Annotated in this window: 25 protein-coding genes; 14 read left to right on the top strand and 11 right to left on the bottom strand. The window is 75.1% G+C overall.

Translation table 11 applies throughout. The features are described 5' to 3' along the window. Position 1: 1 nt before the first annotated feature. Positions 2-1,231, top strand: a complete 1,230-nt coding sequence (locus AB0O91_RS20555) for an acyl-CoA dehydrogenase family protein (RefSeq protein ID WP_363435088.1) — start codon at positions 2-4, stop codon at positions 1,229-1,231. Positions 1,232-1,298: 67 nt separating this feature from the next. Here the strand turns inward: AB0O91_RS20555 and AB0O91_RS20550 are convergent, their stop codons facing one another. Next, positions 1,299-1,733: a hypothetical protein gene (locus tag AB0O91_RS20550; RefSeq protein ID WP_363435086.1), complete on the bottom strand. Its 435-nt coding sequence runs from the start codon at positions 1,731-1,733 to the stop codon at positions 1,299-1,301. Positions 1,734-2,084: 351 nt separating this feature from the next. On the opposite strand from AB0O91_RS20550, the gene AB0O91_RS20545 reads away from it, so the two are divergent. Beyond that, positions 2,085-4,283: a glycoside hydrolase domain-containing protein gene (locus AB0O91_RS20545; protein ID WP_363435084.1), complete on the top strand. Its 2,199-nt coding sequence runs from the start codon at positions 2,085-2,087 to the stop codon at positions 4,281-4,283. Between the two features lie 144 nt (positions 4,284-4,427). Continuing rightward, on the top strand, positions 4,428-5,129 hold the full coding sequence (locus tag AB0O91_RS20540; protein ID WP_363435081.1) for a hypothetical protein: 702 nt from the start codon (positions 4,428-4,430) through the stop codon (positions 5,127-5,129). Positions 5,130-5,274: 145 nt separating this feature from the next. Here the strand turns inward: AB0O91_RS20540 and AB0O91_RS20535 are convergent, their stop codons facing one another. Both AB0O91_RS20535 and AB0O91_RS20530 read right to left on the bottom strand, forming a co-directional pair. After that, positions 5,275-6,510, bottom strand: coding sequence for an alpha/beta hydrolase (locus AB0O91_RS20535; RefSeq protein ID WP_363435078.1), 1,236 nt, complete (start codon positions 6,508-6,510; stop codon positions 5,275-5,277). Between the two features lie 141 nt (positions 6,511-6,651). Further along, a complete protein-coding gene (locus AB0O91_RS20530) occupies positions 6,652-7,230 on the bottom strand; it encodes a helix-turn-helix domain-containing protein (RefSeq protein ID WP_363435076.1) in 579 nt (192 codons plus the stop codon). 146 nt (positions 7,231-7,376) lie between these two features. On the opposite strand from AB0O91_RS20530, the gene AB0O91_RS20525 reads away from it, so the two are divergent. The 3 genes from AB0O91_RS20525 (at position 7,377) to AB0O91_RS20515 (ending at position 10,545) form a co-directional block, all read left to right on the top strand. After that, positions 7,377-8,114: an SDR family oxidoreductase gene (locus AB0O91_RS20525; RefSeq protein ID WP_363435074.1), complete on the top strand. Its 738-nt coding sequence runs from the start codon at positions 7,377-7,379 to the stop codon at positions 8,112-8,114. A gap of 107 nt (positions 8,115-8,221) precedes the next feature. Next, complete coding sequence (locus AB0O91_RS20520) at positions 8,222-9,529, top strand: esterase (RefSeq protein ID WP_363435071.1); 1,308 nt, start codon at positions 8,222-8,224, stop codon at positions 9,527-9,529. 56 nt (positions 9,530-9,585) lie between these two features. After that, positions 9,586-10,545 (top strand): serine/threonine dehydratase, encoded by a 960-nt coding sequence (locus AB0O91_RS20515; RefSeq protein ID WP_363435068.1) that lies wholly within the window; start codon positions 9,586-9,588, stop codon positions 10,543-10,545. Between the two features lie 137 nt (positions 10,546-10,682). Here the strand turns inward: AB0O91_RS20515 and AB0O91_RS20510 are convergent, their stop codons facing one another. Further along, positions 10,683-11,255 carry an XRE family transcriptional regulator gene (locus AB0O91_RS20510; protein WP_363435065.1) on the bottom strand — a complete coding sequence of 191 codons (573 nt, stop codon included), beginning with the start codon at positions 11,253-11,255 and terminating at the stop codon, positions 10,683-10,685. 124 nt (positions 11,256-11,379) lie between these two features. On the opposite strand from AB0O91_RS20510, the gene AB0O91_RS20505 reads away from it, so the two are divergent. Next, positions 11,380-12,012, top strand: coding sequence for a methyltransferase domain-containing protein (locus AB0O91_RS20505; protein WP_363435063.1), 633 nt, complete (start codon positions 11,380-11,382; stop codon positions 12,010-12,012). Positions 12,013-12,117: 105 nt separating this feature from the next. Here AB0O91_RS20505 and AB0O91_RS20500 read toward each other — a convergent pair whose 3' ends face one another. Beyond that, positions 12,118-12,528: a DUF3291 domain-containing protein gene (locus tag AB0O91_RS20500; protein ID WP_363435060.1), complete on the bottom strand. Its 411-nt coding sequence runs from the start codon at positions 12,526-12,528 to the stop codon at positions 12,118-12,120. 109 nt (positions 12,529-12,637) lie between these two features. On the opposite strand from AB0O91_RS20500, the gene AB0O91_RS20495 reads away from it, so the two are divergent. Next, positions 12,638-13,255 carry a MerR family transcriptional regulator gene (locus AB0O91_RS20495; RefSeq protein WP_363435057.1) on the top strand — a complete coding sequence of 206 codons (618 nt, stop codon included), beginning with the start codon at positions 12,638-12,640 and terminating at the stop codon, positions 13,253-13,255. 43 nt (positions 13,256-13,298) lie between these two features. Here the strand turns inward: AB0O91_RS20495 and AB0O91_RS20490 are convergent, their stop codons facing one another. From AB0O91_RS20490 to AB0O91_RS20480, 3 genes are all read right to left on the bottom strand, one after another. Further along, positions 13,299-14,270 carry an NADPH:quinone oxidoreductase family protein gene (locus AB0O91_RS20490; protein ID WP_363435055.1) on the bottom strand — a complete coding sequence of 324 codons (972 nt, stop codon included), beginning with the start codon at positions 14,268-14,270 and terminating at the stop codon, positions 13,299-13,301. Beyond that, positions 14,267-15,040 (bottom strand): SDR family oxidoreductase, encoded by a 774-nt coding sequence (locus AB0O91_RS20485; protein ID WP_363435256.1) that lies wholly within the window; start codon positions 15,038-15,040, stop codon positions 14,267-14,269. Before AB0O91_RS20485 ends, AB0O91_RS20490 begins: the two co-directional genes overlap by 4 nt. Positions 15,041-15,102: 62 nt before the next feature. Continuing rightward, positions 15,103-15,861, bottom strand: coding sequence for an SDR family oxidoreductase (locus AB0O91_RS20480; RefSeq protein WP_363435052.1), 759 nt, complete (start codon positions 15,859-15,861; stop codon positions 15,103-15,105). Positions 15,862-16,073: 212 nt separating this feature from the next. Between AB0O91_RS20480 and AB0O91_RS20475 the strand changes: the two genes are divergently transcribed. Then, complete coding sequence (locus tag AB0O91_RS20475) at positions 16,074-16,700, top strand: TetR/AcrR family transcriptional regulator (RefSeq protein WP_363435050.1); 627 nt, start codon at positions 16,074-16,076, stop codon at positions 16,698-16,700. 66 nt (positions 16,701-16,766) lie between these two features. Here the strand turns inward: AB0O91_RS20475 and AB0O91_RS20470 are convergent, their stop codons facing one another. Then, complete coding sequence (locus AB0O91_RS20470) at positions 16,767-17,402, bottom strand: LysE family transporter (RefSeq protein ID WP_363435047.1); 636 nt, start codon at positions 17,400-17,402, stop codon at positions 16,767-16,769. A 203-nt stretch (positions 17,403-17,605) separates the two neighbouring features. Between AB0O91_RS20470 and AB0O91_RS20465 the strand changes: the two genes are divergently transcribed. After that, on the top strand, positions 17,606-18,235 hold the full coding sequence (locus tag AB0O91_RS20465) for a maleylpyruvate isomerase N-terminal domain-containing protein (RefSeq protein WP_363435045.1): 630 nt from the start codon (positions 17,606-17,608) through the stop codon (positions 18,233-18,235). A 193-nt stretch (positions 18,236-18,428) separates the two neighbouring features. Beyond that, a complete protein-coding gene (locus AB0O91_RS20460; RefSeq protein WP_363435043.1) occupies positions 18,429-18,800 on the top strand; it encodes a hypothetical protein in 372 nt (123 codons plus the stop codon). Positions 18,801-18,875: 75 nt separating this feature from the next. On the opposite strand, the gene AB0O91_RS20455 is transcribed toward AB0O91_RS20460, so the two are convergent. Next, positions 18,876-19,784, bottom strand: coding sequence for a lysozyme (locus AB0O91_RS20455; RefSeq protein ID WP_363435040.1), 909 nt, complete (start codon positions 19,782-19,784; stop codon positions 18,876-18,878). A 442-nt stretch (positions 19,785-20,226) separates the two neighbouring features. Here AB0O91_RS20455 and AB0O91_RS20450 point away from each other — a divergent pair, with 442 nt between their 5' ends. From AB0O91_RS20450 to AB0O91_RS20440, 3 genes are all read left to right on the top strand, one after another. Continuing rightward, on the top strand, positions 20,227-20,793 hold the full coding sequence (locus AB0O91_RS20450) for a GNAT family N-acetyltransferase (protein ID WP_363435038.1): 567 nt from the start codon (positions 20,227-20,229) through the stop codon (positions 20,791-20,793). 209 nt (positions 20,794-21,002) lie between these two features. Beyond that, complete coding sequence (locus AB0O91_RS20445) at positions 21,003-22,727, top strand: cellulose synthase catalytic subunit (RefSeq protein ID WP_363435037.1); 1,725 nt, start codon at positions 21,003-21,005, stop codon at positions 22,725-22,727. Positions 22,728-23,001: 274 nt separating this feature from the next. Further along, a complete protein-coding gene (locus tag AB0O91_RS20440; RefSeq protein ID WP_363435035.1) occupies positions 23,002-25,068 on the top strand; it encodes an acyltransferase family protein in 2,067 nt (688 codons plus the stop codon). A 136-nt stretch (positions 25,069-25,204) separates the two neighbouring features. Here AB0O91_RS20440 and AB0O91_RS20435 read toward each other — a convergent pair whose 3' ends face one another. Further along, positions 25,205-25,759, bottom strand: a complete 555-nt coding sequence (locus AB0O91_RS20435; protein WP_363435033.1) for a hypothetical protein — start codon at positions 25,757-25,759, stop codon at positions 25,205-25,207. Positions 25,760-25,907 lie beyond the last annotated feature (148 nt).

Here is a 25,907-nt window from a genome sequence, read left to right as displayed (position 1 = left end):
GATGGACTTCGCCTACGACGCCCGGACCGACGAACTCCGTGCGCAGCTCCTCGCGTTCATGGACCAGCACGTGTACCCCGCCGAGACCACTCTCGCGCACCAGCTCGCCGACCCGGCCCGCACCCCCTGGACCGTCCCGCCCGTCATCGCCGAGCTCCAGGCCGAGGCCCGCAAGCAGGGCCTCTGGAACCTGTTCTTCGTGGACGAGCACAGCATGCCCGGCGAGCACGGGGCCGGGCTGACCAACCTCCAGTACGCCCCGCTCGCCGAGATCACCGGCCGCAGCATCCAGTTGGCCCCGGCCGCGCTCAACTGCGCCGCCCCCGACACCGGCAACATGGAACTGCTCGCCCAGTTCGGCAGCGCCGAGCAGAAGGAGCGCTGGCTGCGCCCCCTGCTCGACGCCGAGATCCGCTCCGCCTTCGCGATGACGGAGCCCGAGGTCGCCTCCTCGGACGCCACCAACATCGCCACCCGGATCGAGCGCGACGGCGACGACTACGTGGTCAACGGCCGCAAGTGGTACATCACCGGCGCGATGAACCCGGACTGCAAGCTGTTCATCGTGATGGGCAAGACCGACCCCACCGCCGAGCCGCACCGCCAGCAGAGCATGGTGATCGTCCCGCGCGACGCCCCCGGCGTCACCGTCAAGCGCGGCATGACGGTCTTCGGCTACGACGACGCCGACCACGGCGGCCACGCCGAGGTGCTGTTCGAGGACGTCCGGGTCCCGGCCGGGAACCTGATCGGGGAGGAGGGCACCGGCTTCGCCATCGCCCAGGCCCGGCTCGGCCCCGGCCGGATCCACCACTGCATGCGCGCCATCGGCCTGGCCGAGCGCGCGTTGGAGCTGATGTGCCGCCGGGCGAACGACCGGGTGGCCTTCGGGCGTCCGCTGGCCGAGCAGGGCGTGGTGCAGGACTGGATCGCCGAATCCCGGGTCCGCATCGAGCAGCTGCGGCTGCTGGTGCTGAAGACCGCCTGGCTGATGGACACCGTCGGCAACCGCGGCGCGCACACCGAGATCCAGGCCATCAAGATCGCCACCCCGGCCACCGTCGAATGGATCCTCGACAAAGCCGTCCAGACCCACGGCGCGGCCGGGGTCAGCCAGGACACCCCGCTCGCCCAGCTGTGGGCGGGCAACCGCACCCTGCGGCTGGCCGACGGGCCGGACGAGGTGCACAAGCGCTCGCTGGCCCGCCGGGAGCTCAAGCGGTACCGCTGAGCCGCGGTCCGTCGCCGGCCCGTGCCGTGCCCGCGCCGACCCGCGCCGGCCGGCGGCAGGGGCCGGGCTAGCGGTCGGCCGCCTCCAGCACCCGGGTGACCAGGGCGGTGTCGGCCTTGGGGATCACGATCACGTGCTGCTCGGCGCCCGCGACCAGGTCGAAACGGGTCATCTGCCGCTGCGGGGTCCTCCGCTCGGACGGCGACAGGCGGAACGGTCCGCGCAGGGCGACGGTCTCGCCCGTGCGCTGGTTGCGCCAGGTCACCGCGCCGGTCGCGAGGTGCAGGTAGCCGGTGGCGGTGTGCGGAACGGTACGGCCCTTGCCGACCGACAGGGTCTTGACCGTGCCCAGCGTCGGGCTCGAACAGAACACCTGGAGGGTGGTGCCCGTCTGAAGGTCGGCCAGGTCCTGCTCCGTGCTCAGCCGGCGGAGGCCGACCCAGGAGAGCAGGACGTCGGCGAAGGTTCTGGTGCCCGCGGAGCGGCGGGTCTCGGTCGTCATGGCGCAGATCCTCCCAGGGGCGGCCGGGCGGTCCGCAGCCGGGGTGCTCCCCCGTTTCCGCAGGTCACCCCGGCTGTCGGAGGGCGGGGATCCGGTCACCACGACAAAAGCACTGATAATGTTCGTGCACGCGTCGCGGCGGGGAGACCGCGGCCCTCAGCAGGGGGTATCACCGAATCCCGTGCCACCGGACTTCCCCGGTGGCGGGAACCACTCTTCAGCCGCTCGGCCACCCGGCGGCGTCCGTCCGTCCGTCCCAACGTCCGTCCGCGCGTCGGCGGCGAGCGGAGAGCGGGGGACGGGGAGGAGCGGGGAGGTGACGGCGCTCCACCGGACAACGGGAGACCGTGCATGGCTGACGAGATGGTTCGTCTGGCGCAGAAGTTCATCAACACGACCTACAACCAGGGCGCCACGCTGGGCATCCCGAAGTTGGAGGAGGACGGCCGGACCGGCTGGCCGACGATGTACGCGCTGACCCGCGCGCTCCAGTACGAGATGGGCATCACCGCGCTCTCGAACTCCTTCGGCCCGACCACCCTCTCGACCCTGCAGAGCAAGTACCCGAAGCTGGACGACTCGACCGTCCCGTCCGCGAACTTCTGCCGGATCCTCCAGGCCGCCCTGTACTGCAAGGGCTACGACGGCGGCGAGATCGACGGCCGGTACGGCGACCGGGTCAAGGCCGCGGTGACCGGGCTCAAGTCCGACATGGGCCTGGACACGGTGTTCCCGGGCAGCGCCCTGGAGCCGAAGGTCGTCAAGGGCCTGCTCACCATGGACGCCTACGTCACCGTCAGCGGCGGTTCGGACGCCGTCCGGGCCATCCAGCAGTGGCTGAACGGCCGTTACGTCAACCGCAGGGACTTCTTCGTGATCCCCTGCGACGGCTACCACTCCCGGGACGTCGCGCGGTCCATGCTGCTGGCGATCCAGTACGAGCTGGGCATGGCCGACGGCACCGCGAACGGCAACTTCGGCCCCGGCACCCAGGCGGGGCTGAAGGCCCACCCGGTCGCGCTCGGCGCCACCGGCACCTGGTCGACGCTGTTCACGGCGGCGATGATCCTCAACAGGCGGGACGTCCCCCTCGGTGACTTCACCGCCGCGGTGGAGAGCGGTGTCGAGGCGTTCCAGTCCTTCTCGGCCCTGCCGGTCACCGGCGCCGGCGACTTCCCGACCTGGGCGTCGCTGCTGGTCTCCTACGGCGACCAGAGCCGCCGGGGCGCGGCCTGCGACGGCGTCACGAAGATCACTCCGGCCCGCGCCCAGGCGCTCAAGGACGCCGGCTACCGGTACGTCGGCCGGTACCTGTCCAACCCCTCGACCACCAGCCTGCCGGAGAAGCAGATCCAGCCGGGCGAACTGGCCACCATCAAGCAGTACGGCCTGCGCTGCTTCCCGATCTACCAGACGTACAGCCGGTCGGCGGAGTACTTCAGCTACGCCCAGGGCACCAGCGACGCCTTCCGCGCGATCGAGTGGGCGCGCATCCACGGCTTCAAGCCCGGTACGACGATCTACTTCGCCGTCGACTACGACGCGACGGACGCCGAGGTCAGCAGCTCCGTCCTCCCGCACTTCCGCGGCGTCCACCACACGATCAGCGAGAACTCCTCGTACCGGGTGGGGATCTACGGGCCGCGCAACGTCTGCCGGCGGGTCGCGGACGCGGGGTACACGGAGACCAGCTTCGTCTCCGACATGTCGAGCGGGTTCTCGGGCAACCTGGGCCACCCGCTGCCGGGCAACTGGGCGTTCGACCAGATCTCGACCATCACCGTCGGCTCGGGCGAGGCCGCCATCGAGATCGACAACGGCATCGCCTCCGGCCGGGACACCGGCCAGGGCGACTTCGACCCGGGCACCGACCCCGTCGCCGGGCTCGACGTCGACCTGGACAGGACCGCCTACCGCGACTCCATGCTCCGCGACGTGCAGAGCTACCTCACCTCGATCGGCGTCCCGGAGACCGGCGGCGCGTGCTGGACCGACTCCGACTGGGCCGCCCTCGGCGGGGTCTCCACCACCAAGGCCTACGACACGGTGCTCGGCGCGGACGCGCTGTTCACCTCGCTGGCCCGGGAGTTGAAGCTGCGCAAGGCCCTGATCCAGGCCCCCGTGCTGTGGGAGCTGCGCACGCTCAGCCCGCTCGACACGGTCGCCGACGACGCCGTCCGCAACGGGATCGCCGACGACTCGGCGACCGGCTGGGGCCGGATCTCCGCCCGGGACGCCATCGCCGCCCGCAACCACTGCCTCCAGGAAGGCCTGATCAACGGGTCCCCGCTGACCGAAGCCGACCTGCGGCAGGTCTGGGACAACCTCCAGGACCCGTTCTACAACATCCGCTCGGTCGCCTACCTGATGGTCTTCAACGCGCACCGGCTCGGGATCGGGCGCCCGGGCCCGACCACCGGCCAGGCCGACACCCAGGCCCTGTTGGCCCGGTACGACGGCGTCGGCGAGGACGCGCAGCAGTACGGCCGGGAGCTGATCGGCCTGTACGGCGTGCTGGAGAGCTACAACGCGCTGTCCCGCACCAAGTGAGCACCCCGGTGGGTGTGCCGGTGAGCACCCCGGTGGGCGTGCCCACGGGTGGCGCCCGCGCGGGGGCCCGGGCAGGTGTCCTGCTGACGCCGCCGCCCACCGCCGTGCTCATCATCGTTCCGTAGGAGAAAAGGGATGGAAGACGTGCAGATCGGAATAACCCGGCGGACCGCGGTCAAGGGCGCCGCCGTCATCGGGACGGCCGCGGCCGCGGCCGCCCTGCTCCCGGGGGCCGCCTCGGCGGCTCCGACCGTCCCGGCGGCCGGGCCCGGGACCCGCGAGCGGGACCTCCCGACCAGCGCCAACGGCTGGACGCTGGAGAAGGAGGCGAACCACGTCTCCACCGTCTGGACCCGCCGGGTGGCCGGCACCGGGCTCTCGGTGGACATCCGGATCGGCGACGTGGAGGAGATCCTCGTCCACGTGGTCCGGCGCTTCCACTACGAGGTCGAGGAGCTGCCGAGCGGCGACCTGCTCGGCTGGCAGGAGATCGGCGGCCTGCGCGCGGCGTTGCCGGAGTCGAACCTCGCCTCCGGCACGGCGGTGCGGATCCGCCCCGGCGCCTCGGCGAAGGGTGGGTTCTTCGCCCACCAGGAACTGGTGCTCCGGGACATCCTCGCCGAGTGCCGGGGGGTCGTGCGCTGGGGCGGGGACGACACCGAGGTGGACGAGTCGCTGTTCTACATCGCGCCCGGTCCGGAGGACCGCCAGGTCAAGCGGCTCGCCGACGAGCTGCGCGGCCAGGGCGCCCGCCCCGGCGAGGGCGCGGGCTCCCCGGTGGACGTGCTGTCCCCGGAGCGCCGCGCGGGGGCGGCGGAGCTGGCCCGCACCCAGGGCGCCCGGTAGGGGCCGAGCGGTACGGCGCTGCGGCCGGTTCGTCCTCCACGACGAACCGGCCGCGGCCGTCGAGGCTCATGACGCCTGCGAGGCCCGTGACGCCTGTGGCGCCGGGGCCTACCGCCTGGCCCCGAAGGGCCGACGCGGCGTCGTACTAGTGCTGGAAGAGCACCTCCGGATCGTCCGGCGAGGGGCCGTCCAGCAGCGGACTGTCGATCCCCTTCAGCGCCCGGTCGAAGAACGCCGTCACGTACGCACGGGTGAGCGCCACCCCGCGTTCCGGGGAGAGGGCCGAGCTCGGGAAGCCGGCCTGCTCCAGCAGCAGGTCCAGGTCGCTGAAGCTGAAGTGGTCGGCGCCGGTGACCGTCAGCCACTTCCGGTAGCCGCCGAGGGCGTCCCAGGCCTGCTCCCACTCGCCACCGGCCGCGTGGTCGTCGGCGGCCGTACCCAGCATGAGGAACGGCCGGTCGATCCGGCCGGGCAGCGGGGTCGGGTGGAAGGAGCCGTCCATGTTCACTCCGGCCCGTATCCGCGGGTCGGCGGTCATCGTGGTGGCGGCCGCCGCTCCGCCGAGGGAATGTCCGGCCATGCCGATCGCGTGCCTGTCGATGAGGTGGGCCAGGCGCCACGCGGTGTCGCCGTGCGTCAACCGGTCGATCACGAAGGACACGTCGAGCGCGCGGCTGGCGGTGACCGTGTCCATGCTGAGCGTCGGGTCGTCGCAGATCACGCACGACGGTGTCCGGCCGTCCGCCAGCGTCTCGCCGTTGTCCTCGTAGGTGTGGCCGACGAGCGCGACGACGTAGCCGTGACTGGCCAGGTCGGTCGCGAGCGAGGTGAGCGTCATGCGCGGGTCCTCGTAGGCGGGTGAGAGGAGCACCAGCGGGTGCTTGCCGCCCTTCGGGCGCGCGCCGTCGAAGGCGTGCGTGGTGACGGCGGAGAGGTTCTGCGGGGTGACGCCGGCGCTCGCCGGCAGCTTCCGGCGCTCGAGGACTCCGGCTGCTTCGGCGAGGGTCATATAGGGGGCCGGGGTCCCGGTCCCGGGGGCGGCCGGGTAGAGCATGGTGACGGTCAGTCGGCGGGGACCGGAGGACGGCACCCACGGGTCGGGACGGTCCGCGTCGGTGAGGTGGAGGACGGACTCGCCGGCGGCGTAGGGGCCGGTCGGCGCGGGGAGCGCGCCGTGGAAGGTCGGGGTGGGCGCGGTGGCCGCGGCCGGTACGGCGTCGAACGCGTGCGTGGCCGACGACGTGGCCGATGACGCGACCGATGACGCGACCGACGACGTGGCCGCCGGTGCGGTCGTGGCGGCGGACCCGGCGCCGGTGCCGGAGACGAGGGCGGCGAGCGTCAGCGCCGCGGCAGCGCTGATACGGCGATTGCGATTCATGGCGGAGACGCTAGGTTCCGCGGCTCCGTACCGAGTCACCCCACGGAGCCAAACGCCGCGGTGCCGTTCGTAGCCCCCGTGAGGTACCGCGGCGTCATACCCCGGGACCACGTCCTGCGGCGCGGGGTTCCCTTCGCCGCACTAGAGCTCGGGGCGGGCCGTCAGGCCGTCGAGGGTGAGGGTGAGCAGGCGTTCCGCCTGGGCGCGCTGGTCGGGGCGGGCCGAGGTGAGGGCGATGCCCTCCAGGGCGACGGCGAGGTCGGCGGGGCCGATGTCGGTGCGGATCGTGCCGGCGGCCGCGCAGGCGTCCATCAGGGTGGTCAGGGCGGCCCGGATCATCTCCCGGCTGTGGCCGTACGGGTTGCTCCCCGTCGTGGCGATGGCGCGCAGGGCGTCGATCATGCCGTACTTGGTGGTCACGTAGTCCAGGAAGCGGCGGGACCAGGCGTGCAGGGCGTTGAGCGGCGGCTGAGCCGCCAGCAACTCGGGTGCCGCGTCGCACAGTTGGACCACCTCGTGGCGGTAGACGGCCTCGACCAGGGCCTCCCGGGTGGGGAAGTTGCGGTACAGCGTGGCGCTGCCGACCCCGGCCTCCTTGGCGATGCGCTCCAGGTGGGCGTCGAGCCCCTCCGCGGCGAAGACGCGCGCAGCGACCGTGAGGATCCTCTCGCGGTTGCGGCGTGCGTCGGCCCGCAGCGGCCGTTGCGTTTCCTCGGGCATCGGGGTCCGCCCTTCCTCTCCGGGGTCCGGGGCTTGCTGACCGGGGGCGCCCCCGGTTAGCTTGAGAGCGAAGTGGGGGCGCCTCCGGTTCCACTCTAGGCGACCGCCCCGGCCCCCCGCACCCCTCGGCTCGGCAAGGACGGAACATGACAGGCATCATGGGCAAAGTGATCGCGATCACCGGCGCCAGCAGCGGCATCGGGGAGGCGACGGCCGTCCACCTCGCCGAGCGCGGCGCCCGGCTCGTCCTCGGCGCCCGGCGGGAGGACCGGCTGGCCGCGGTGGTGGACCGGATCACCGCGCGGGGCGGCTCGGCCGTCGGCGTCGTCGTCGACGTCACGCGCCGCGCGGACCTGAAGCGCCTCACCGACACGGCCGTCGACCGCTACGGCCGGCTCGACGTCCTGGTCTCCAACGCGGGCACCATGGCGGTGTCGCCGTTCGACGAGCTGCGCCAGGACGACTGGGACGCCATGGTCGCCACCCACGTCACCGGCCTGCTGAACGGCATCGGGGCCGCCCTGCCCGTCTTCCGGCGGCAGCGCTCCGGACACTTCGTCAACGTCGCCTCCACCGCGGCCTACGTCGTCAAGTCCCCGCAGGGGGTCTACGCGGCCACCAAGACGGCGGTGAAGGTGCTCACCGAGGGCCTGCGCCAGGAATCGGGACCGGACCTGCGGGTCACCCTGGTCTCACCCGGCTTCACCCACACCGAAGGCGTCGGCAAGGGAGCCGGCCCCGAGGTCGCGGCCGCGATGGTCCGGCAGCGGGACGAGATCGCCATGCCCCCCTCGGCGATCGCCTCCGCCATCGGCTACGCCGTCGAACAGCCCGACGGCATCGACGTCAGCGAGATCGTCGTCCGCCCGACCGCCCAGGCCTGAGCGCGGTCGCGCGGAGTGGTCCGTAGGGGTGTCATACCCCGGTAGTCAGGGGGAGTTGGCCCCCCGGTATGACGGCCGGGGGCCGTGCCGGCCGTAGCGTCTGCCCCGTGAGCGATCGGTACGAGGAGGCGGCGATGGGCGGGCGGGGACGGGTCGTGGCGGCGGTACTGCTGGCGGCGACGACGGCGCTCGGGGTGGTGGGTGCGCCCGGGGCGGCGGTGGCGGCGCCGGGCGGGGACGGCGGCCGGGGGCAGGCCACGGCCCGGCTGCCGCAGCCGACCGGGCCGTACCCGATCGGGACCACCGCGCTGCACCTGACCGACCCCTGGCGGGAGGACCCCTGGCAGCCCGGGCGCAGGCGCGAGTTGATGGTCAGCCTCTGGTACCCGACCGGCCGCCCGGCCGGCGGCGACGAGCGGGCCCGCTACATGACCCCCGCCGCCGGTGCGCACTTCGGCGGCGACTCCGGCGTCGGGCTGATCAACTACGGTGTGCGGCCCGGCAGTACGGACTGGTCGGCGATCCGCACCCACGCCCGCCGGGACGCCCCGGCCCGGCCCGGCGGCCCCCGACCGGTGGTGCTGTACTCGCCCGGGCTGGGCGACCCGCGCAGCTGGGGGACGGCCCTGGTCGAGGACCTCGCCTCGCGCGGCTACGTGGTCGTCACCGTCGACCACACCTACGAGGCCTCCGAAGTCGCCTTCCCCGACGGTGGCCTGGCCGCCTCGGTGTTCCCCGGCCTGCTGGCGCAGCCCGGCCTGGACATCGGCGCCGTCCTGCGCAAGGCCCTGCGCACCCGGGTCGACGACACCCGCTTCGTCCTGGACGAGCTCTCCGGCCTGCGCCGACGCCAGGGCCTGCCGACCGGCCTCGGCGGAGCGCTGGACCTCGACCGGATCGGCATGGTCGGCCACTCGGCGGGCGGCTTCACCGCCCTCCAGGCCATGCACGACGACCCGCGGATCGCGGCCGGGATCAACCTGGACGGCCAACTGCACTTCCCCGGCCCGGACGGGCGGACCGGTGTCCTCCTCCCCAGCCTCGCCCGGGACGGCCTGGACCGGCCCTTCCTGCTGATGGGCACCCGCAGCCCGGACTCCGGCAGCTACCGCCGGCAGCCCGGCTGGGACGCCCTCTGGCAGCACAGCAGCAGCTGGCACGCCGACCTCACCCTGGACGGCTCCCGGCACGGCTCCTACACCGACGCCGCGTCGCTGCTCCCGCAGCTCGCCCGCCAGGGCGCGGTCGGGCCGGCGGAGCTGACCGACGACATCGGCGACATCCGCCCCGACCGCGCCGAACTCGCCACCCGCTCCTACGTCGCCTCCTTCTTCGACCGCTGGCTGCGCGGCCACGACGACCACCTGCTGGACGGGCCCTCGGCGCGCTTCCCGGAGATGACCTACGAACGTTAGGGTCCCGGGCGGAGGGCCCTCGCGGGCCCGGAAGCCCCCGAGCCAGGAGTGATCCCGTGCCGCACCTCTCCTACGGCGACGTCAAAGCCGCCGCCGACCGGATCGCCGGAACCGTCCGGCCCGTGACCCTGGCCGAGACCGGCCCCGGGCGCTGGCTGGCCCTGGAACTGATGCAGCACACCGGCAGCTTCAAGGCCCGGGGCCTGCAGAACTTCCTCCAGGCGCACCGGGAGGCCGGCACCCTGCCCGACACCGGGGTGACCATCGCCTCCGGCGGCAACGCCGGCCTGGCCTGTGCCTGGGCGGCCCGGCAGCAGGGCGTGCGGGCCACCGTGTTCGTCCCCACCACCGCGCCCGCGGTCAAGGTGGCCAAGCTGCGCGGCTACGGTGCCGAGGTGCGGCAGACCGGCTCGGAGTACGCCGAAGCCCTGGCCGCCTGCCAGGAGTTCGCCGCCGCCGGCGGCGCGCTGGCCGCCCACGCCTACGACCACCCGCTGATCGCGGCCGGGGCGGGCACCCTGCTGGAGGAGATCCACCGGCAACTCCCGGGCCTGGACACGGTGGTGGTCGCCGTCGGCGGCGGCGGACTGCTCGCCGGGGTCGCCACCGCGGCCCGGCAGCACGGCGTCCGGACCGTCGCCGTCGAGCCCGAGCACTGCCGGGCGTTCCACGCCGCCCTCGCGGAGGGCCGGCCGGTGGACGTGCCGGTCGACTCGGTCGCGGCCGACGCCCTGGGCGCCCGCCGGGCCACCGCGCTGGCGCTCGCGGCCGCGCGGGAGGGCGACGTCCGCTCCGTCCTCGTGCCGGACGCGGCGATCGTGCGCGCCCGCCGGGAGCTCTGGGACGACCGCCGACTGGCCGTCGAGCACGCCGCCGCCACCGCGCTGGCGGCCCTCGACGCAGGGGTCGGCCCGGGCCACGGCTACCGGCCCGAGCCCGGCGAGCGGGTCTGTGTGGTGCTCTGCGGCGCCAACACCGACCCGACGGACCTGGCGACGGCGCCGACGGGCGGCTGAGGCCCGTCCGACGCACGGTGGTCCGGCCGGTCCGGGCGCTCCCCGGAGGGCGGCGGAGGGGCCGGACGGCGGCCGGGGGCGCCGTGCGGTGGACCGGGCCCGCCGGGTGCCGAGCCCGGGGAACGGGTGACGCGGGCTCAGGGGGTGCGGGCGCGGAGGTGGGCCCGTTCGCCCTGGTGGCCGAAGAGGATGAGGAGTTCGACGGTTCGGTCCCCGTCCGCTCCGAGCCAGTGCGGGACGTGGGTGTCGAACTCGGCGGCCTCGCCCGGCCGCAGGACGAGGCTCTGGTCGCCCAGCAGCAGGTGCAGCCGCCCGGCGAGCACGTAGACCCACTCGAAGCCCTCGTGGGTCTTCGGGTCCGGCGCGGTGCCGGGCCGGGGCGGGATCAGCAGCTTGTGGGCCTGGATGCCGCCGGGACGGCTGAGCGGCACGTGCGTCATGCCGTGCCGGACCACCGGGCGCAGGTGGATCCGCGGGTCCCCGGTGCGGGGTGCGCCGACCAGGTCGTCCAGGGGGACGGCGTGGACCTCGGCGAGCGGCAGCAGCAGTTCCAGGGTGGGCTTGCGGGTGCCGCCCTCCAGTCGGGAGAGGGTGCTCTCGTTGATCCCGGTGCGTTCGGCGAGCTCCGCCAGCGTCATCCCGCGCCGGCGGCGCAGGTCGCGCAGCCGGGGGCCGACGGCGGCGAGGACGTCCTGCTTGGTGTGCTCCATGCCGCCCAGGTTGCCGAAACGGCATGGAGCGTTGCAACTCCGGCAGGGTGCGGGCCACTGTCGGTGGCAGCCCGGGCCGGTGAGCGGAGCCGGCCGGGTTCCGACCGCCGACGAAAGGCCTCCGATGCACACCGAGAGCGACGCCGCGACCTTCTGGGAGCACCACTACGCCGGCCTGGACACCGCCCTGGGCACCCGGCCCAACGTCGTCCTGGCGGAGCTGGTCACCGCCTTCGCGCCCGGGCCCGGCACGGCGCTGGACCTGGGCTGCGGGCACGGCGGGGACGCGCTCTGGCTCGCCGCGCGCGGCTGGGACGTCACCGCCGTGGACATCTCCCGCACCGCGCTGGACCGGGTCGCCGCCCGGGCGCGGGCCGAGGGCGTGTCGGCCCGGGTCCACCCGGCCCGGCACGACCTGGCCCGGAGCTTCCCCGAGGGGGCCTTCGACCTGGTCGGCGCGAGCTACTTCCACACGCCCGTGGAACTGCCCCGGGCCGCCGTGCTGCGCCGCGCCGCGGCGGCGGTCGCGCCCGGCGGGCTGCTGGTCCTGGTGGAGCACGCCTCGCTGGCCCCGTGGTCCTGGCAGGTCGGGCAGGACGTGCGCTTTCCCGCCCCCGAGGAGTCCCTGGCCGAGCTGCGGCTGGGCGCGGGCTGGCGCACCGAGCGCTGCGACGCGCCCCGGCGCGAGGCCACCGGCCCCCAGGGGCAGCGGGCGACCGTCACCGACAACGTGGTCGTGGTGCGCCGGACGGCCTGAGCCGGCCCCGGGGCGGGGGTGGCGGTGGAGGCGGCGTGCCCGGGGCCGCGGGGTGCGGCTCCGGGGCGTCGGCGACCGGATCGGCCCGGCCCGGCCGCCGCCGGGTCAGCGCGGGCCGGTGGCGGCGGCGCGCTGGGCGTCGAGCCGGGAGTGGGCGTCCGGCCAGGCGATCGGGAGCTGGTCGACCGGGGTCTCCCAGAAGGTGAAGGTGGACTCCCGCATGGTGCTGCGCAGGCCGGTCATGGTGGAGCGGTGGGGTTCGGCGGCGGCGAAGGCGTTCAGCGCCTCGCGGCTCTCCCAGGCGGACAGCGTCCAGAACGTGCGGCGGAACGGTCGGGCGATCAGCGAGGCTCCCAACGCGCCCGGGGTGCTGCGCAGTTGGCGCCAGACGGCGAGCGAGCGGAGGAAGAACCGCGGGACGTCGGCGAGCGAGCGGACCTCGAAGCGGGAGGCCATGACGACCGCCCGGGTGCCGGGGGTGGGGGGATTCGGGGTGATCCAGGGCAGTGCGGGCACGGCTGATTCTCCTCGTCGGCGGAGGGGGCCACATTGGGTAGTGGCACTATCTATGTTAGACAGTGCTGGTATCCAAACGCCAGACGCCAGGGGAAAGCCGGGTCCAGCAGTGCGCATCTCCGAACTCAGCCGCCGCAGCGCGGTGCCGACCGCGACCATCAAGTACTACCTGCGCGAGGGCCTGCTGCCGCCCGGCCGGGCCACCGCCGCCACCCAGGCCGAGTACGACGAGGGCCACCTGCGCCGGCTGCGCCTGGTGCGCGCCCTGATCGGGGTCCGGGGGCTGAGCGTGAGCGCCACCCGGGAGGTGCTCGGCGCGGTCGCGGAGCACGCGGGGGAGCGGCACCAGGTGCTCGGGCTGGTGCTCGGGGCCCGGCCGGTCGACGAGGGCGAGGAGCCGGCCCCCGCGCCGGGGGCGGCGGAGGTGGACGCGCTGATCGGCGAACTCGGCTGGGAGGTCTCCGAGTACGCCCCCGCGCGGGCCGTCCTCGGGGAGACCCTGGAGACCCTGCGCGCGCTCGGCGCCGGACTCGACCGCGCCGCCCTGCGCGGCTACGCCGAACTGGCCGAGCGCACCGCCGTCCTCGACCTCGACCAGATCGACCCGCAGGCGGACCCGCTGGAACAGGCCGAGCGGGCCCTGCTGCGCACCGTCCTGATGGAGCCGGCGCTGCTCGCGCTGCGCCGGCTCGCCCAGGAGAACGAGTCCGCCCGCCGGGAGGGTTGACACCCCGGCGGGCGGGTCGGCGCCCCGACGGGGACGGACGGGCTCAGTCGCCCAGGACGACGATCCGCCCGGTGCTGCGCCCGTCGGCGACCGACTGGACGGCCGTCGCGGCCTCGGCCAGCGGCACCCGGGCGCTGACCAGCGGCCGGACCACGCCCTGCGCGGCGAGCCCGGTCAGCTCGTCGTGGGCGGCGCGCACGGCCTGCGGGTCACGGGTGTTGTACAGGCCCCAGTGCAGGCCGAGGATCGCGTAGTTCTTCACCAGGGCGTGGTTGAGCGCGGGCGCGGGGATCTGCCCGGCGGCGAAGCCCACCACCACGATCCGGCCCTCGAAGGCCACGCACTTGGTGGAGCCGGTGTAGGCCGCGCCGCCGACCGGGTCGAAGACCACGTCCGCGCCGCGCCCGCCGGTGAACTCCTTGACGGCCGCCGGGAAGTCCGCCGCGGTGCGGTCCACCACCAGGTCGGCGCCGAGCGCCCGGGCCGCCGCGGCCTTCGCCGGCCCGCCGACCACGGCGACCACCCGGGCCCCGGCGGCCCGGCCGAGCTGGACCGCCGCGCTGCCGACCCCGCCCGCCGCCGCGTGCACCAGCAGGGTCTCCCCGGCGCGCAGCCGGGCCCGGCGGTGCAGGGCGAACCAGGCGGTCTGGTAGCCGATGTGCAGGGCCGCCGCCTCGGCGTCGTCCAGCGCCCCGGGCGCCGGGAACGCGGCCGCGGCGTCCAGCAGCGCGTACTCGGCGAAGGCGCCGTGCGGCAGCACCGGGTTGCCGATCAGCCGCTCGCCGCGCCGGGCGCCGTCCGCGACCTCGCCGCACAGCTCCACGCCCGGGGTGAACGGCAGCGGCGGGCGGACCTGGTACTGCCCGCGCACCATCAGCGCGTCCGGGAAGTTCACCGCCGCCGCCCGGACCCGGACCAGCAGTTGCCCCGGCCCCGGCACCGGCCGCGCGACGTCCTCGGCCAGCCGCATCACCGCGTCCGGCTCGCCGAGCTCACCCACCTGCCAGGCCCTCACAGCGCGCCGCCCTGCTCCAGCTCCCGTTGGAGCCGGTTCATCCCGCCGATCCAGCGGTCCGGTTCGGTCGCCCGGACCCGGTAGTACTCGGCGACCTCCGGGTGCGGCAGGATCAGGAAGCGCTCCTCGCGCACGCCGGCGAGGGCCGCTTCGGCGACCTCCGCCGGGTCCAGCGCGGTCGGCGCGAGCAGCGCCTCGCCGACGGCGCCGGTCCCGGCCAGCATGTCGGTGCGCACGCCCTGCGGGCAGAGCGCGTGCACCCGGACGCCGCGGTGGCGGTAGGTCGAGGAGAGCCACTCGGCGAAGGCCAGCGCGCCGTGCTTGGTGACGGCGTACGGGGCCGAGCCGAGCATGGTGAGCAGCCCGGCGGCGGAGACGGTGGCCAGGAAGCGGCCCTCGCCGCGCTCCAGCCAGCGGGGGAGCAGCAGTTCGGCCGCGCGGACGTGCGCCAGCACGTTGACCTCCCAGGCGCTCGCCCAGGCCGCGGCGGGTGCGTCGGCGCCGCCGACCGGGGCGACGCCCGCGTTGGCGCACCAGACGTCGATCTCGCCGAGTTCGGCGCGGGCCCCGTCGACCAGGGCGGCCAGGCCCTCGACGGAGGCGGCGTCCCCGGGCAGGGCGGCGCCGCCGACGGCCTTCGCGACGGCGTGGGCGGCCCCGGCGTCCAGGTCGTTGACCACCACCCGGGCCCCGGCGGCGGCGAAGGCCCGGGCCAGCGCGGCGCCGATGCCGCGGCCGGCGCCGGTCACCACCACGCCCTGGCCGTCCAGGTCGGCCGTCGTGCCCCGGTGGTCGTGGTCGGCCGTCCCGTCCCGGCTGTCCCGGCCGGCCGTCACAGCCCACCGCCGAGGGTGACCCCGCCGTCCACCACCAGGGTCTGGCCGGTGATCCAGCCGGCCTCGGGGGAGAGCAGGAAGGCGACCGCGCCGGCGATGTCCTCGGGGACGCCGAGCCGGCCCAGCGGGTAGGCCTTGGCGACCTTCTCCTCCCGGCCCTCGTACAGGGCCTCGGCGAACCTGGTCTTCACCACGGCGGGGGCGACGGCGTTGACCCGGATGCCCTGCGGGCCCAGCTCGGCGCCGAGCTCGGTGGTGAGCCGGATCAGCGCGGCCTTGCTGATGCCGTACATGCCGATCCCGAGCGAGGCCCGGATGCCGGCGATCGAGGCGACGTTGACGACCGAGCCGCCGTGCTCGCCCATCCAGGCGGCGTGCGCCCGGCGGGTCCAGGCCAGCGGGCCGAGCACGTTGACGGCGAGGATCTTGGCGGCGGCGGCCTCGTCGGTCTCCAGCACCGGCCCGTAGACCGGGTTGATGCCGGTGTTGTTGACCAGGTGGTCCAAGCGCCCGAAGGCCTCCAGGGTGCGGGCGACCGCCTCCTCCTGGTGGGCCGGGTCGTCGGCCTTGCCCGCGACGGCGATCGCGTTCTCCGGGCCGCCGAGGTCGCGGACGGCCTCGGCGAGCGGCTCGGCGTTGCGGGCGGTGAGGCAGACCTTGGCCCCGCGTTCGACCAGTTCGTGGGCGATGCCGAGGCCGATGCCGCGGCTCGATCCGGTGACGACGGCCACCCGGCCCTTGAAGGAGTGCACCACGGAGGGTCCTGCCTTTCCCGCGAGGATCTCGAGTTCTGCGCCGCACATGTCCTTACTGCGCCGCACGTGTCCTTCTGCGCCGCACGTGTCCGGGCACGCTGACTAAGCGCTTGCTCAGCATGGTGTCGGTGCGGGAGCCTGTCAACAGTCCACCGGGCCGCACCCGGCGGCCGATGCGAAAGCCTGTACGACCTCTCTGGGAGGATGGCGCCATGACCAGCACGCCCATCGCCGACCTCTGGCCCACCCTGCCCGGCGCCGACACCCGCCCCGAGGCGGCGTACCGGCTGCTCCAGGCGGCCGTCGAGTCGTTCGCGGAGCGCGGCTTCCACGCCACCACCACCAGGGACATCGCCACCGCGGCCGGGATGAGCCCCGCCGCGCTGTACATCCACTACCAGTCCAAGGCCGCCCTGCTCGCCGAGATCAGCCGCGCCGGACACGCCGCCACCCTGGCCCTGGTGCGGCAGGCGACCGCCGGGGAGGGCGGTCCGGCGGAGCGGATGCGGCGGCTGGTCGAGCAGTTCACCGCCTGGCACGCCCGGGCCCGGACGGTCGGCCGGGTGGTCAACTACGAGCTGCACGCGCTGCCCGAGGACGCCTACGCCCAGGTCGCCGCGCTCCGCCTGGACATCGAGCGCGAGGTCAGCGCCCTGATCGAGGCGGGCGTGGCGGCCGGGGAGTTCGAGGTCTCCGAGGTGCGCACGGCGGCCCGCGCGGTCACCTCGCTCGGCATCGACGTCTCCCGCTGGTACACCGAGCGCTCCTCCGAGACGCCCGAGGAACTCGGCCGCCGCTACGGCGAGTTGGTGCTGCGGATGCTCGGCGCCCGCTGCTGAGCGGAGGCCCCCTCGCCGCCCGCGCGCCCGGGGGTTCCGGAGGCGCGGGCGGCGAGGGGGCCCGGGTCAGTCGAGCAGCAGCCGGAGGGCGAGCGCGCCGACCAGGGTGGCGGAGCCGAGCGCGGTCAGCAACCGGCCGCGCGGGCCGGTCAGGGCCCGACCGAGCAGGGCGCCGCCGGCGGCGAGCAGCAGTTGCCAGCCCGCGGAGGCGGCGAACACGGCGAGGGTGAAGGCCGCCCGGGCGAGCGGACCCGAGCCGCCGCCGGCCCGGTCGGTGCCGCCCAGGACCAGGGCGGCGAAGTAGAGCACGGTCAGCGGGTTGAGCAGGGTGATCCCGAGCAGGGTGAGGAAGGCCCGGGCGGGCCCGGGCGGGGTCGGCGCGGCGAGCGCGGTGGTGGCGCGGCGGTCGCGAAAGGCGGTGACGGCGGTGATGCCCGTCCGGGCGGCCAGGACGAGCAGCACCAGGGCCGAGCCGGTCCGCAGCGGCCCGGCGAGCGGTGCCAGCAGCGGTGCGAGGCCGCTGCCGCCGAGGACGGCGAGCAGTGCGTAGAGCCCGTCCGCGGTGGCCACGCCGAGCGCGGCGCAGGCCCCGGTGCGCAGCGGGGCGCGGGCGCTGAGCGCCACCAGGTAGGCCCCGACGGCCCCCACCGGCACGGCGACGCCGAACCCGGCGAGCAGGCCGGCGAGCAGCGCGGCCCTCATCCGAGCGCGCGGTCGGGCCTCCGGGGTCGGCCGGGCTGCTGCTGGACCACGGCCGGGCGGGCGGTGGCGGTCCGGGGCAGCGGGCGGGCGGGTGTCTCGGTCATGGCCCGATGGTGGCGGCCGGGACGGCGGGGGCACAAGCGGTTTGTCGGCGGCGGCCGGTAGCGTGGGGCTCCGGTGGGCACCGTTGCCAGGAGGTATCGATGAGCGGTCAGAACGAGGACGTCCCAGGGCTGTTGGCCGAGGTGTGGCGGTCCTGGGCGGAACGCGGTGCGGCGCTGGGCGAGGAGGACTGGGACCGGCCCACCCGGCTGTCCGAGTGGACGGTCCGCGACCTGTACGCGCACGTGGCGCCGGTGCCCGAGCAGTTCGCGGGCCTCCGGGCGATGACGGTCGGCGGTCCGGCCGGGCTGACCCGCGGGGCGGACATCCTGCGGGCGTTCAACCGGCCGGGCGGGCTCGCGCACACCGCCGCCGGGCAGATCGCCGAGCTGGCGAAGGAGACCGCCAGGGCGACCGAACCGGCCGCGCTGATCGCCCGGTTCGGCGTGGCGGGGCCCGAGGCCCTGGCCGGGATCGCGGACCTGCCGCCCGGGACGGTGGTGGCGCACCAGCTGCTCGGCCCCGTGACGCTGGGGGCGCTCGGCGAGGTGGCGCTGATGGAGGCGACCGTCCACCTGCTCGACCTGATCGCGGCGGTCGGCGGGCCGGCCCCGGCCGAGGGGGCGTTGCACTTCACCCGGGCGCTGCTGGCCGAGGCCACCGACCCGGTCGCCTTCATCGAGGCGGCGGCGGGCCGCAGTTCGGAGCCGGTGCTGCCGATCATCCGCTGACCTGCTCGTCGGGCGGCCGGTCCGGCGGTCGGACGGGCGGACGGGTTCGGCGGGCCGACGGTTGTCGGGCGGACGGTTCGGCGGGCGGTCCGTTCGTCCGCCGACCTGTTCGTCCGCCGACCTGGGCGGGGCCGTTCGCGCTGGTCAGTCGTATGATGCCGGTCGGCAGAACGGCAGGGCTGGGGGGACGTCGATGGACTCGTTGTGGAATCTGTGGTGGTTGGTGCCCGCCGTCCTCTACGGAGGTGGGAACATCGCCAACCGGGTCCGCCGGGACGTCAAGGAGCGGCACGAGCGCAAGCTCGAACTGCTCGACGCCCGGAATCAGCAGCGCCTGGCCCTGGAGGAGGCCCACCGGCCGCCCGACCCGGTCTGCGGCTGTACCCATCACCTGGCCAAGCACGACCGGCAGGGCCGCTGCCACGAGGTGGTCGAGGCGCCGACCGCCTGGGACGCCGACCGGCGCCCGGTGCGGTACGAGCCGAAGCAGTGCAACTGCCAGCAGTACGTGGGGCCGGAGCCGCTCGGCACGGTGTTCGCGCCGGAGCTGATCGACCCGCGGTGAACCCGGGGGCCCACCGCGGGCCGTGGGCCCGGGGCGTCGGGCCGGGGGCCGGTGCGGCTCCCCGGGCCCGGGCCGTCAGCCCAGCGCGAGCGCGCTCAGCCGGTCGGCGGAGCCGTTGAAGAGGTCCTGGTCACCCGGGAAGGTGCCGGAGTTGGCGTACTGCCAGAACGTCTGGTACTCCCAGCCGTTCGGCAGGGTGCCGACGCTGGAGGAGTAACGGGCGATCCACAGCGGGTTGGTGGCGCCGAAGCCGCCGTAGTTGCCGGTGCAGCTCGACCACCAGCTGGTGGTGGTGTAGATGGTCGGGTAGCGGCCGGTGCGGTGGTGGACGGTGCTGCTGAAGTCGCGGATCCAGCCGACCAGGGCGCTCCGGCTGAGGCCGTAGCAGCTGGCGCCGTACGGGTTGTACTCGATGTCCAGGGCGGGCGGCAGGGTCGCGCCGTCGGCGGACCAGCCGCCGCCGTGGTCGACGAACCAGTTGGCCTGGGCGGAGCCGGAGGAGTCCCCCGGCAGCGCGAAGTGGTAGGCGCCGCGGATCAGTCCGGCGTCGTAGGAACCGTTGTACTGCTGGCCGAAGTACGGGTTGGTGTAGCTGGTGCCCTCGGTGGCCTTGACGTAGGCGAACTGGGCGCCGTTGGCGGACACCGCTGACCAGTCGACGTTGTGCTGGTAGCTGGCGACGTCCAGCCCCGCGACCCGGGTGGCGTCGAGGGCGGCGAACGGCGTTCCGCCCTCGACGCCCTCGTGGGCGGCGACGGTGGAGCCGGCGAAGTCCTGGTCCGGGTGGAAGTCCGGGCGGTCCTCGGTGCCGGGGACGGCGGTGGGGGCGGGGGCGACAGGGGCGGGGTCGGCCGCGTACGCGGGCGCGCCGACGCCGGCGACCAGGGCGGCCGCGGCGGCGAGTGCGGCCAGGACGGGGAGCCGGCGGCGGGGGCCGGGTCTGGTGGTACCGGTGGGGCGGGCGGAGCGGGACGAGCGGGGCATGGAGACTCCTCTGGTTCCGATGCGGTCCGGTGCGTTCCGTGCGTGCCGTGTGGTCCGGTGTGGTCCGGTGTGGTCCGGTGTGTGTCGTAGGTGTGGTTGGTGCCGGGCGTTCCGGTGGGGTGCGGGGTGTTCCCGTGCGGGCCGGTGCGGGCTGCTCCGTGCGGGGTGCGTGCCCGCTCGTGCACGTCCCCGTTCCGGCAGTGCGGGCCGGGACAGGGGCGTGCGGGGCCGGTACGAGTGGGCCCAATGAGCCCAGTACGGCTGGTCGTTGGTACGGCCGGGAGCAGATTAGCCATGTACCCGCCAGCTCTGCCAGGCGTCCCGGGTTACGCCGTTCGGAACGTTCGGGGTGACGGCGGCCGCCACGGTCCCCGGGGCGGGCCCCGGCCGCTGTGGCACGATGCCCGGACCACGCCCACCTGCGCGAGAAGAGGAAACCCCCATGTCCGAGACCGTCACCGGGCCCGCCGCCGAGGCCGCCGGGCCCGACTTCCGGATCGCGACGGCTGCCGACGTACCGGCCCTGGTCGAACTGGTCGAGTCCGCCTACCGGGGTGAGGACAGCCGGGCCGGCTGGACCACGGAGGCCGACCTGCTGAGCGGGCGGCGCACCGACGCGGAGGCGGTGGCGGAGGCCGTCGGCCACGCCGACGGACTGGTGCTGCTGGCCGAGCGGAAGGGCGAGCTGCTCGCCTGCTGCCAGTTGGAGCGGCGCGGTGACCGCGCCTACTTCGGCATGTTCTCGGTGCGTCCCGGCCTCCAGGGCGGCGGGCTCGGCCGGGCGGTCCTGGCCCGGGCGGAGCGGCTGGCGGGGGAGGAGTGGGGCGTCGGTGCGATGGAGATGTCGGTGATCGAGCAGCGTCCGGAGCTGATCGCCTGGTACGAGCGGCGCGGGTTCCACCGGACCGGCGAGTTCAGCCCCTTCCCGTACGGGGACGAGCGGTTCGGCATCCCGCGCCGGCCGGACCTCCGGTTCGAGCGGTTGGTCAAGGAGCTGAACCCGGCCTGAGCGCGATCCGTTGTGCCTCGGAGGCAGGGTTCGAACAGGGGCTGTTCGTTGATCGTTTGACGGTCTGTCGTCCTGCTGATGTCACGTCAGGTCACTGAGCTGCGGCGATGCGGAGATGTCATACCTCGTTCACGATTGGTCCAGACCAATGTGAGAGGCTGTGGTCGAACGGCAAGAGTCCGTCCGATGCCCAGGGGGGCCATTTCCGCATGCCCGTACTCCATGGCACCGCCATGCCCGCACCCGACACCGGTCCGCGCTGGACACCCGCGGACCCCGACCTCCGACTCCCCGGTCCGCCCGACGACGAGGAGCTCTACTGGTACTTCGGCCCGCAGCGCCGCTGGGTGCTGCTGTGCGCCACCCTCTCCTACGCGGGAGCCACCGCCACCCTCGGCCTGTTCGCGCTGAGCAAGCCGCTACTCTGGCCGTTCCTGCTGCTCACCGTGCTCAACGCCGCCACCTGGCTGCTCTCGCTCACCGACGGCCAGCGCGCCCGCCGGTTCACCCGCGACTCGCACGACCTGCTGCTGCGCGCCTGGAGCCCCGCCCGCCACCCGAGCGTGGACCTCCTGCTGCCCACCGCCGGCGAACCGCTGGCCGTCCTCGACAACGCCTACCGGCACACGGCGGCGGTGCGCTGGCCCGGCGAGCTCACCGTCCTGGTGCTCGACGACGCCGACCGCCCCGAGGTGCGGGAACTCGCCGAGTCCTACGGCTTCCAGTACCGCGCCCGCCCCGACCGCGGCCGCTTCAAGAAGGCCGGCAACCTCAACCACGGCCTGGCCGAGGGCGACGGCGAGATCGTCGCCGTGCTCGACGCCGACTTCTGCCCGCGCCCCGACTTCCTGCACCACCTGGTGCCCTACCTCGACAACCCCGGGGTCGGCATCGTGCAGAGCCCGCAGTGCTTCGACACGGACGCCGACATGTCCTGGCTCGAACGCGCCGCGGGAGCGACCCAGGAGATCTTCTACCGCTGGATCCAGCCCTCCCGGGACGCCCAGGACGGCACCGTCTGCTGCGGCACCAACGCGCTCTACCGCCGCGCCGCCCTGCAGCGGATCGGCGGCTTCGCCGAGATCGACCACAGCGAGGACCTCTACACCGGCCTCGCCCTCGCCCGGGCCGGCTGGAGCACCCGGTACGTGCCCGCGCTGGTCGCCAAGGGCATGTCGCCCACCGGCCTGCCCGCCTTCATCAGCCAGCAGTACCGCTGGTGCCTCGGCTCCCTGGCCCTCGTCCGCGACCCGGACTTCCGCCGTGGGCCGCTGTCGCGCTCCGCCCGGCTCTGCTTCTGGAACGGCATCCTCGGCTACGTCACCAGCGCGGTGAACGTGTTCGCCGTGCCGCTGCCCGCGCTGATCATGCTGTTCTTCGCGCCCGAGCAGATCCAGCCCTGGCAGGTCCTGCCCTTCCTGCCGCCGATCTGGGTCGCGCTCGTCCTGCTGCCGGCGATGTCCCGCACCCGCTGGCGCTTCGAGGTCACCCGGGTCCAACTCCTGGGCGGGCTCTGCCACGTGGTCGCCATCGCCCACGCGCTGCGCCGCCGCTCCGCCGACTGGGTGCCCACCGGCGCCGTGTCCGGCGGAACCGCACTGGCCCGTACCGTCGCCCGACTCGGGGTCGGCTGGCTCGGGTTCGTCGTCCTCGCGGGTGCGGCGGGCCTGGTGCGCGCCGCGCTGGAGTACGGCTGGCGGCCGTTCTGGGCGCTCACCGCGCTGCTCGGCCTCACCGCCTACACCATGATCCCGCTGGTCCGGGCCCTGTGGCCGCTGCTCGGCGGGGCCGACAAGGCCGGCGGCGAGGTCGCCGCGCCGGTGCGGCGCCGCTCCGAACTCGGCTTCGGGCAGGCGGAGGCCGTCGCCGTCACCGCCGTGCTGCTGCTGTGCGGGGTGCTCGCCTCCGGCTGGGCCGATCCGCTGATCTTCTGATCCGGCTTGCCTGGCTGCCTGCCTGATCGAGCGCCCGACCGCTTTCCCCGTCCTACCGCTGCGTTTCCTTGCGCGTCGCCCCACCGGCGCGGAACCCGCCGCCGGCCGCCCCATCGGCCCGGCGGGCCCGACCACCGCTGCCTGCCCAGCAAGGAGCACCGCCGTGTCAACGGCCGTACCACCGTCGTCGCCCACGTCCTCGACGCCGCCCGCGTCACCGACGTCGTCCGTGCAGACGACCACATCCACGTCCACGTCCGCTTCCGCTGAACTGTTGCCCGGAGTCGTCCGGTTGGACCGGCAGGCCGTCGCCGCCGGAACCGCCCCGACCTCCGCCGAGGTGGTGCCGCCGGGCGAGCCCCGTCGGCGCGCCGCCTTCCGCCCCGACATCGAGGGACTGCGCGGCATCGCCGTGCTCTCCGTCCTCGCCTTCCACGCCGCCGTCCCCGGACCGACCGGGGGCTACGTCGGCGTCGACATCTTCTTCGTCATCTCCGGCTTCCTGATCACCGGCCTGCTCACCGGCCGCCCGCTCGGCCTGTGGGACTTCGCTGCCCGCCGGGCCCGGCGCATCCTGCCCGCCGCCGCCACCGTGTTGGTCGCCACCGCCGCGGCCGGCGGCGCCCTGCTCGACCCGCTGCGCGGCACCGACCTCGCCCACGACCTGATCGCCGCCGCCGGCCAGTTCGCCAACTGGCGCTTCGTCGGCCAGCAGACCGACTACCTGGCCGCCGAACACGACCCCAGCCCGCTCCAGCACTTCTGGTCCCTCGGCGTGGAGAACCAGTTCTACCTGCTCTGGGGCGTCCTGCTGCTCGGCCTCGCCCGCTACCTGCACGGGCGCCGCCGGACCCTGGCGATCACCCTCGCCACCCTGGCCGTCGGCGGGATCTCGCTGGCCCTCTGCCTGCGCTGGACCGCCACCTCCGCCCCGCTCGCCTACTTCTCCACCGGCAGCCGGCTCTGGGAGTTCGCCGCCGGGGCCTGCGCCGCCCTGGCGGGCAGTGCCCTCGCCGCCCGCACCCCCGGGCGCGCCGCGACCGGGGCGCTGCGGGTGCTCGGCTGGGCGGGCCTGGCGGCCGTGGCGGCGTCGATCCTCCTGTACGACCGCACCACCCCCTTCCCGGGCGCGGCCGCCCTGCTGCCCGTCCTGGGCACCGCCGCCCTGCTGCTCGCCGCCCCGTCCGACCGGGTCGTCGGCGGACTGCTCGCCACCCGCCCGCTGCGCGCCGCCGGACGCCTCTCGTACGCCTGGTACCTGTGGCACTGGCCGGTGCTCACCATCGCCCAGGCCCGCTACGGCCAACTGCCCTGGACGGTGCTGCTCGCCCTCACCGCCGCCAGCGCCCTGCCCGCCTGGCTCACCATGCGCCTGGTCGAGCAGCCGCTGCGGTACGGCAGCAGCCCGGCACCCCGGCGCGGCCTCGCCGTCGGCGCCAGCGCCCTGGTCATCCCGCTGATCGCCGCCCTCACCCTCGGCGGCGGTGCCGTCCGGGCCCTCGGCGGCACCGCGGACACCCCGGCCGTCGCCCCCGCCGGCGCCGTCGCCGGGCCCGCCCTGCTCGCCCCCGGCGCCCGGGTGCTCGGCCTCACCCCCTCGCTCGCCCGCGCCCGGCAGGACTTCCCGCCCGGCAAGGGCTGCGAGATCCCGCTCAACGCCGACAGCAGCCCGCGCTGCCTGTTCGGCGACGAGGACAGCCCCGACCGGATCGTGCTGCTCGGCGACTCGCACGCCGGACAGTGGATCTCCGCCGGGCTGAAGCTCGCCGAACAGCGACACTGGGCCCTGGAGGTGCTGGTCAAGCCCGGCTGCCCGCTGGCCACCCTCACCGTGCGCAACGACGTCCTCGGCCGCACCTTCGACGAATGCGACCGCTGGCGCGAGAACACCCTCACCCGGCTCACCTCCGGCCCCAAGCCCCGACTGGTGCTGATGGCCGGGCTCAACCGCTACGGCAGCCAGGAGGAGCGCACCACCGGCTGGACCCGCACCCTGGACCGGCTGGCCGCGCTCGGAGCCCCGCTCGCCTACCTCGGCGACACCCCGATGCCGGGCAAGGACATCCCCACCTGCCTGGCCGCCTCCGACGGCCGCTCCGACGCCTGCTTCTTCCCGCGCGACACCGCCTTCGAGCGCGACCCGATGCTCGACGGCGGCCTCGCGGCCCGCTACGGGGTCCACACCCTGGACCTCGGGCCGCTGCTCTGCCCGGGCAGCGGGCCCAGCTGCCCGGCGGTCCTGGAGGGCGTGGTGCTCTACCGGGACACCGGGCACATCACGGACACCCTGGCCCGGGTGCTGGCGCCCCGGCTGGACAAGGGGCTGCTGGGGGCGCCCTGAGGCGTCGGCGCCCGGTGCCGCCGCTGAGGTGCCGCCGCTACCGTGCCCACGGCCGGGCCGACCGGCCGTGGGCGCCTCGGTGGGGAAGCCTCGGCCGTGGGCGGCCCGGCGGTGGACGCCCGCGGCCGTGGCGGTCTCAGCCGTAGACGCCGCGGCAGATCCGGGCCTGCTCCGAGCCGGCCGGCCAGCGGCCGATCCGTTCGGCCTGGTCACAGATGGTGCCCGGGCCGAGCGTGGGGAAGCCGGGCCCGCCCGGGGCGGTGCTCGCGGCCGGGTGGCCGCCGGGCCCCGGGTGCGGGCTGCGGCCGGGCCTGGGGCGGGCCCCGGCCGTCGCGTGTCGGCCGTCGGCCTGCTCCGGGGCGGCCGCCGCGGTGGCCGGGGCGCCGCTGCCCGGCACGGCGCCCCCCGAGCCGCCCCCCGGGCCGCTGCCCGGAGCGGGGGACGGCCCCGGGGAGGGGGCCGGGGTGTCGCCCGGCGGGAAGTCCGGCGGGAGGTCCGACAGGCGGTCCGTGCGGGTGGCGTCCGTCGGTTCGGTAGGGGTGGCGGAGGGCGTGGCCCCCGGCACGGCCACCACCCGGACGTCGTCACCCGAGCCGGGCCCGCACATCACCAGCACCGCCGCCAGCACGGCGAGCGTGCCGCCCGCCGCGACCGCCCAGGCCTTGCACGAGCGCGGCGGCGGCCCCGGCACGGGGGCCTCCGGCGGGCCCGGGGGCGGACCCGCCGGGGGCGGACCGGCCTGCGCCGGGATCGGGACCGGCGGTGGCTGCCAGGCGTTCGACGGCCACTGCCACGGTCCTCCGGTGGGCTGCCCAGTCATCTGCTCGTCCTTCCAGCGC

Source organism: Kitasatospora sp. NPDC089797 (assembly GCF_040684795.1).
Lineage (GTDB): Bacteria > Actinomycetota > Actinomycetes > Streptomycetales > Streptomycetaceae > Kitasatospora.
Note: the sequence above shows the minus strand (reverse complement) of the source record. Positions and strands in the feature narration are given on the sequence as shown.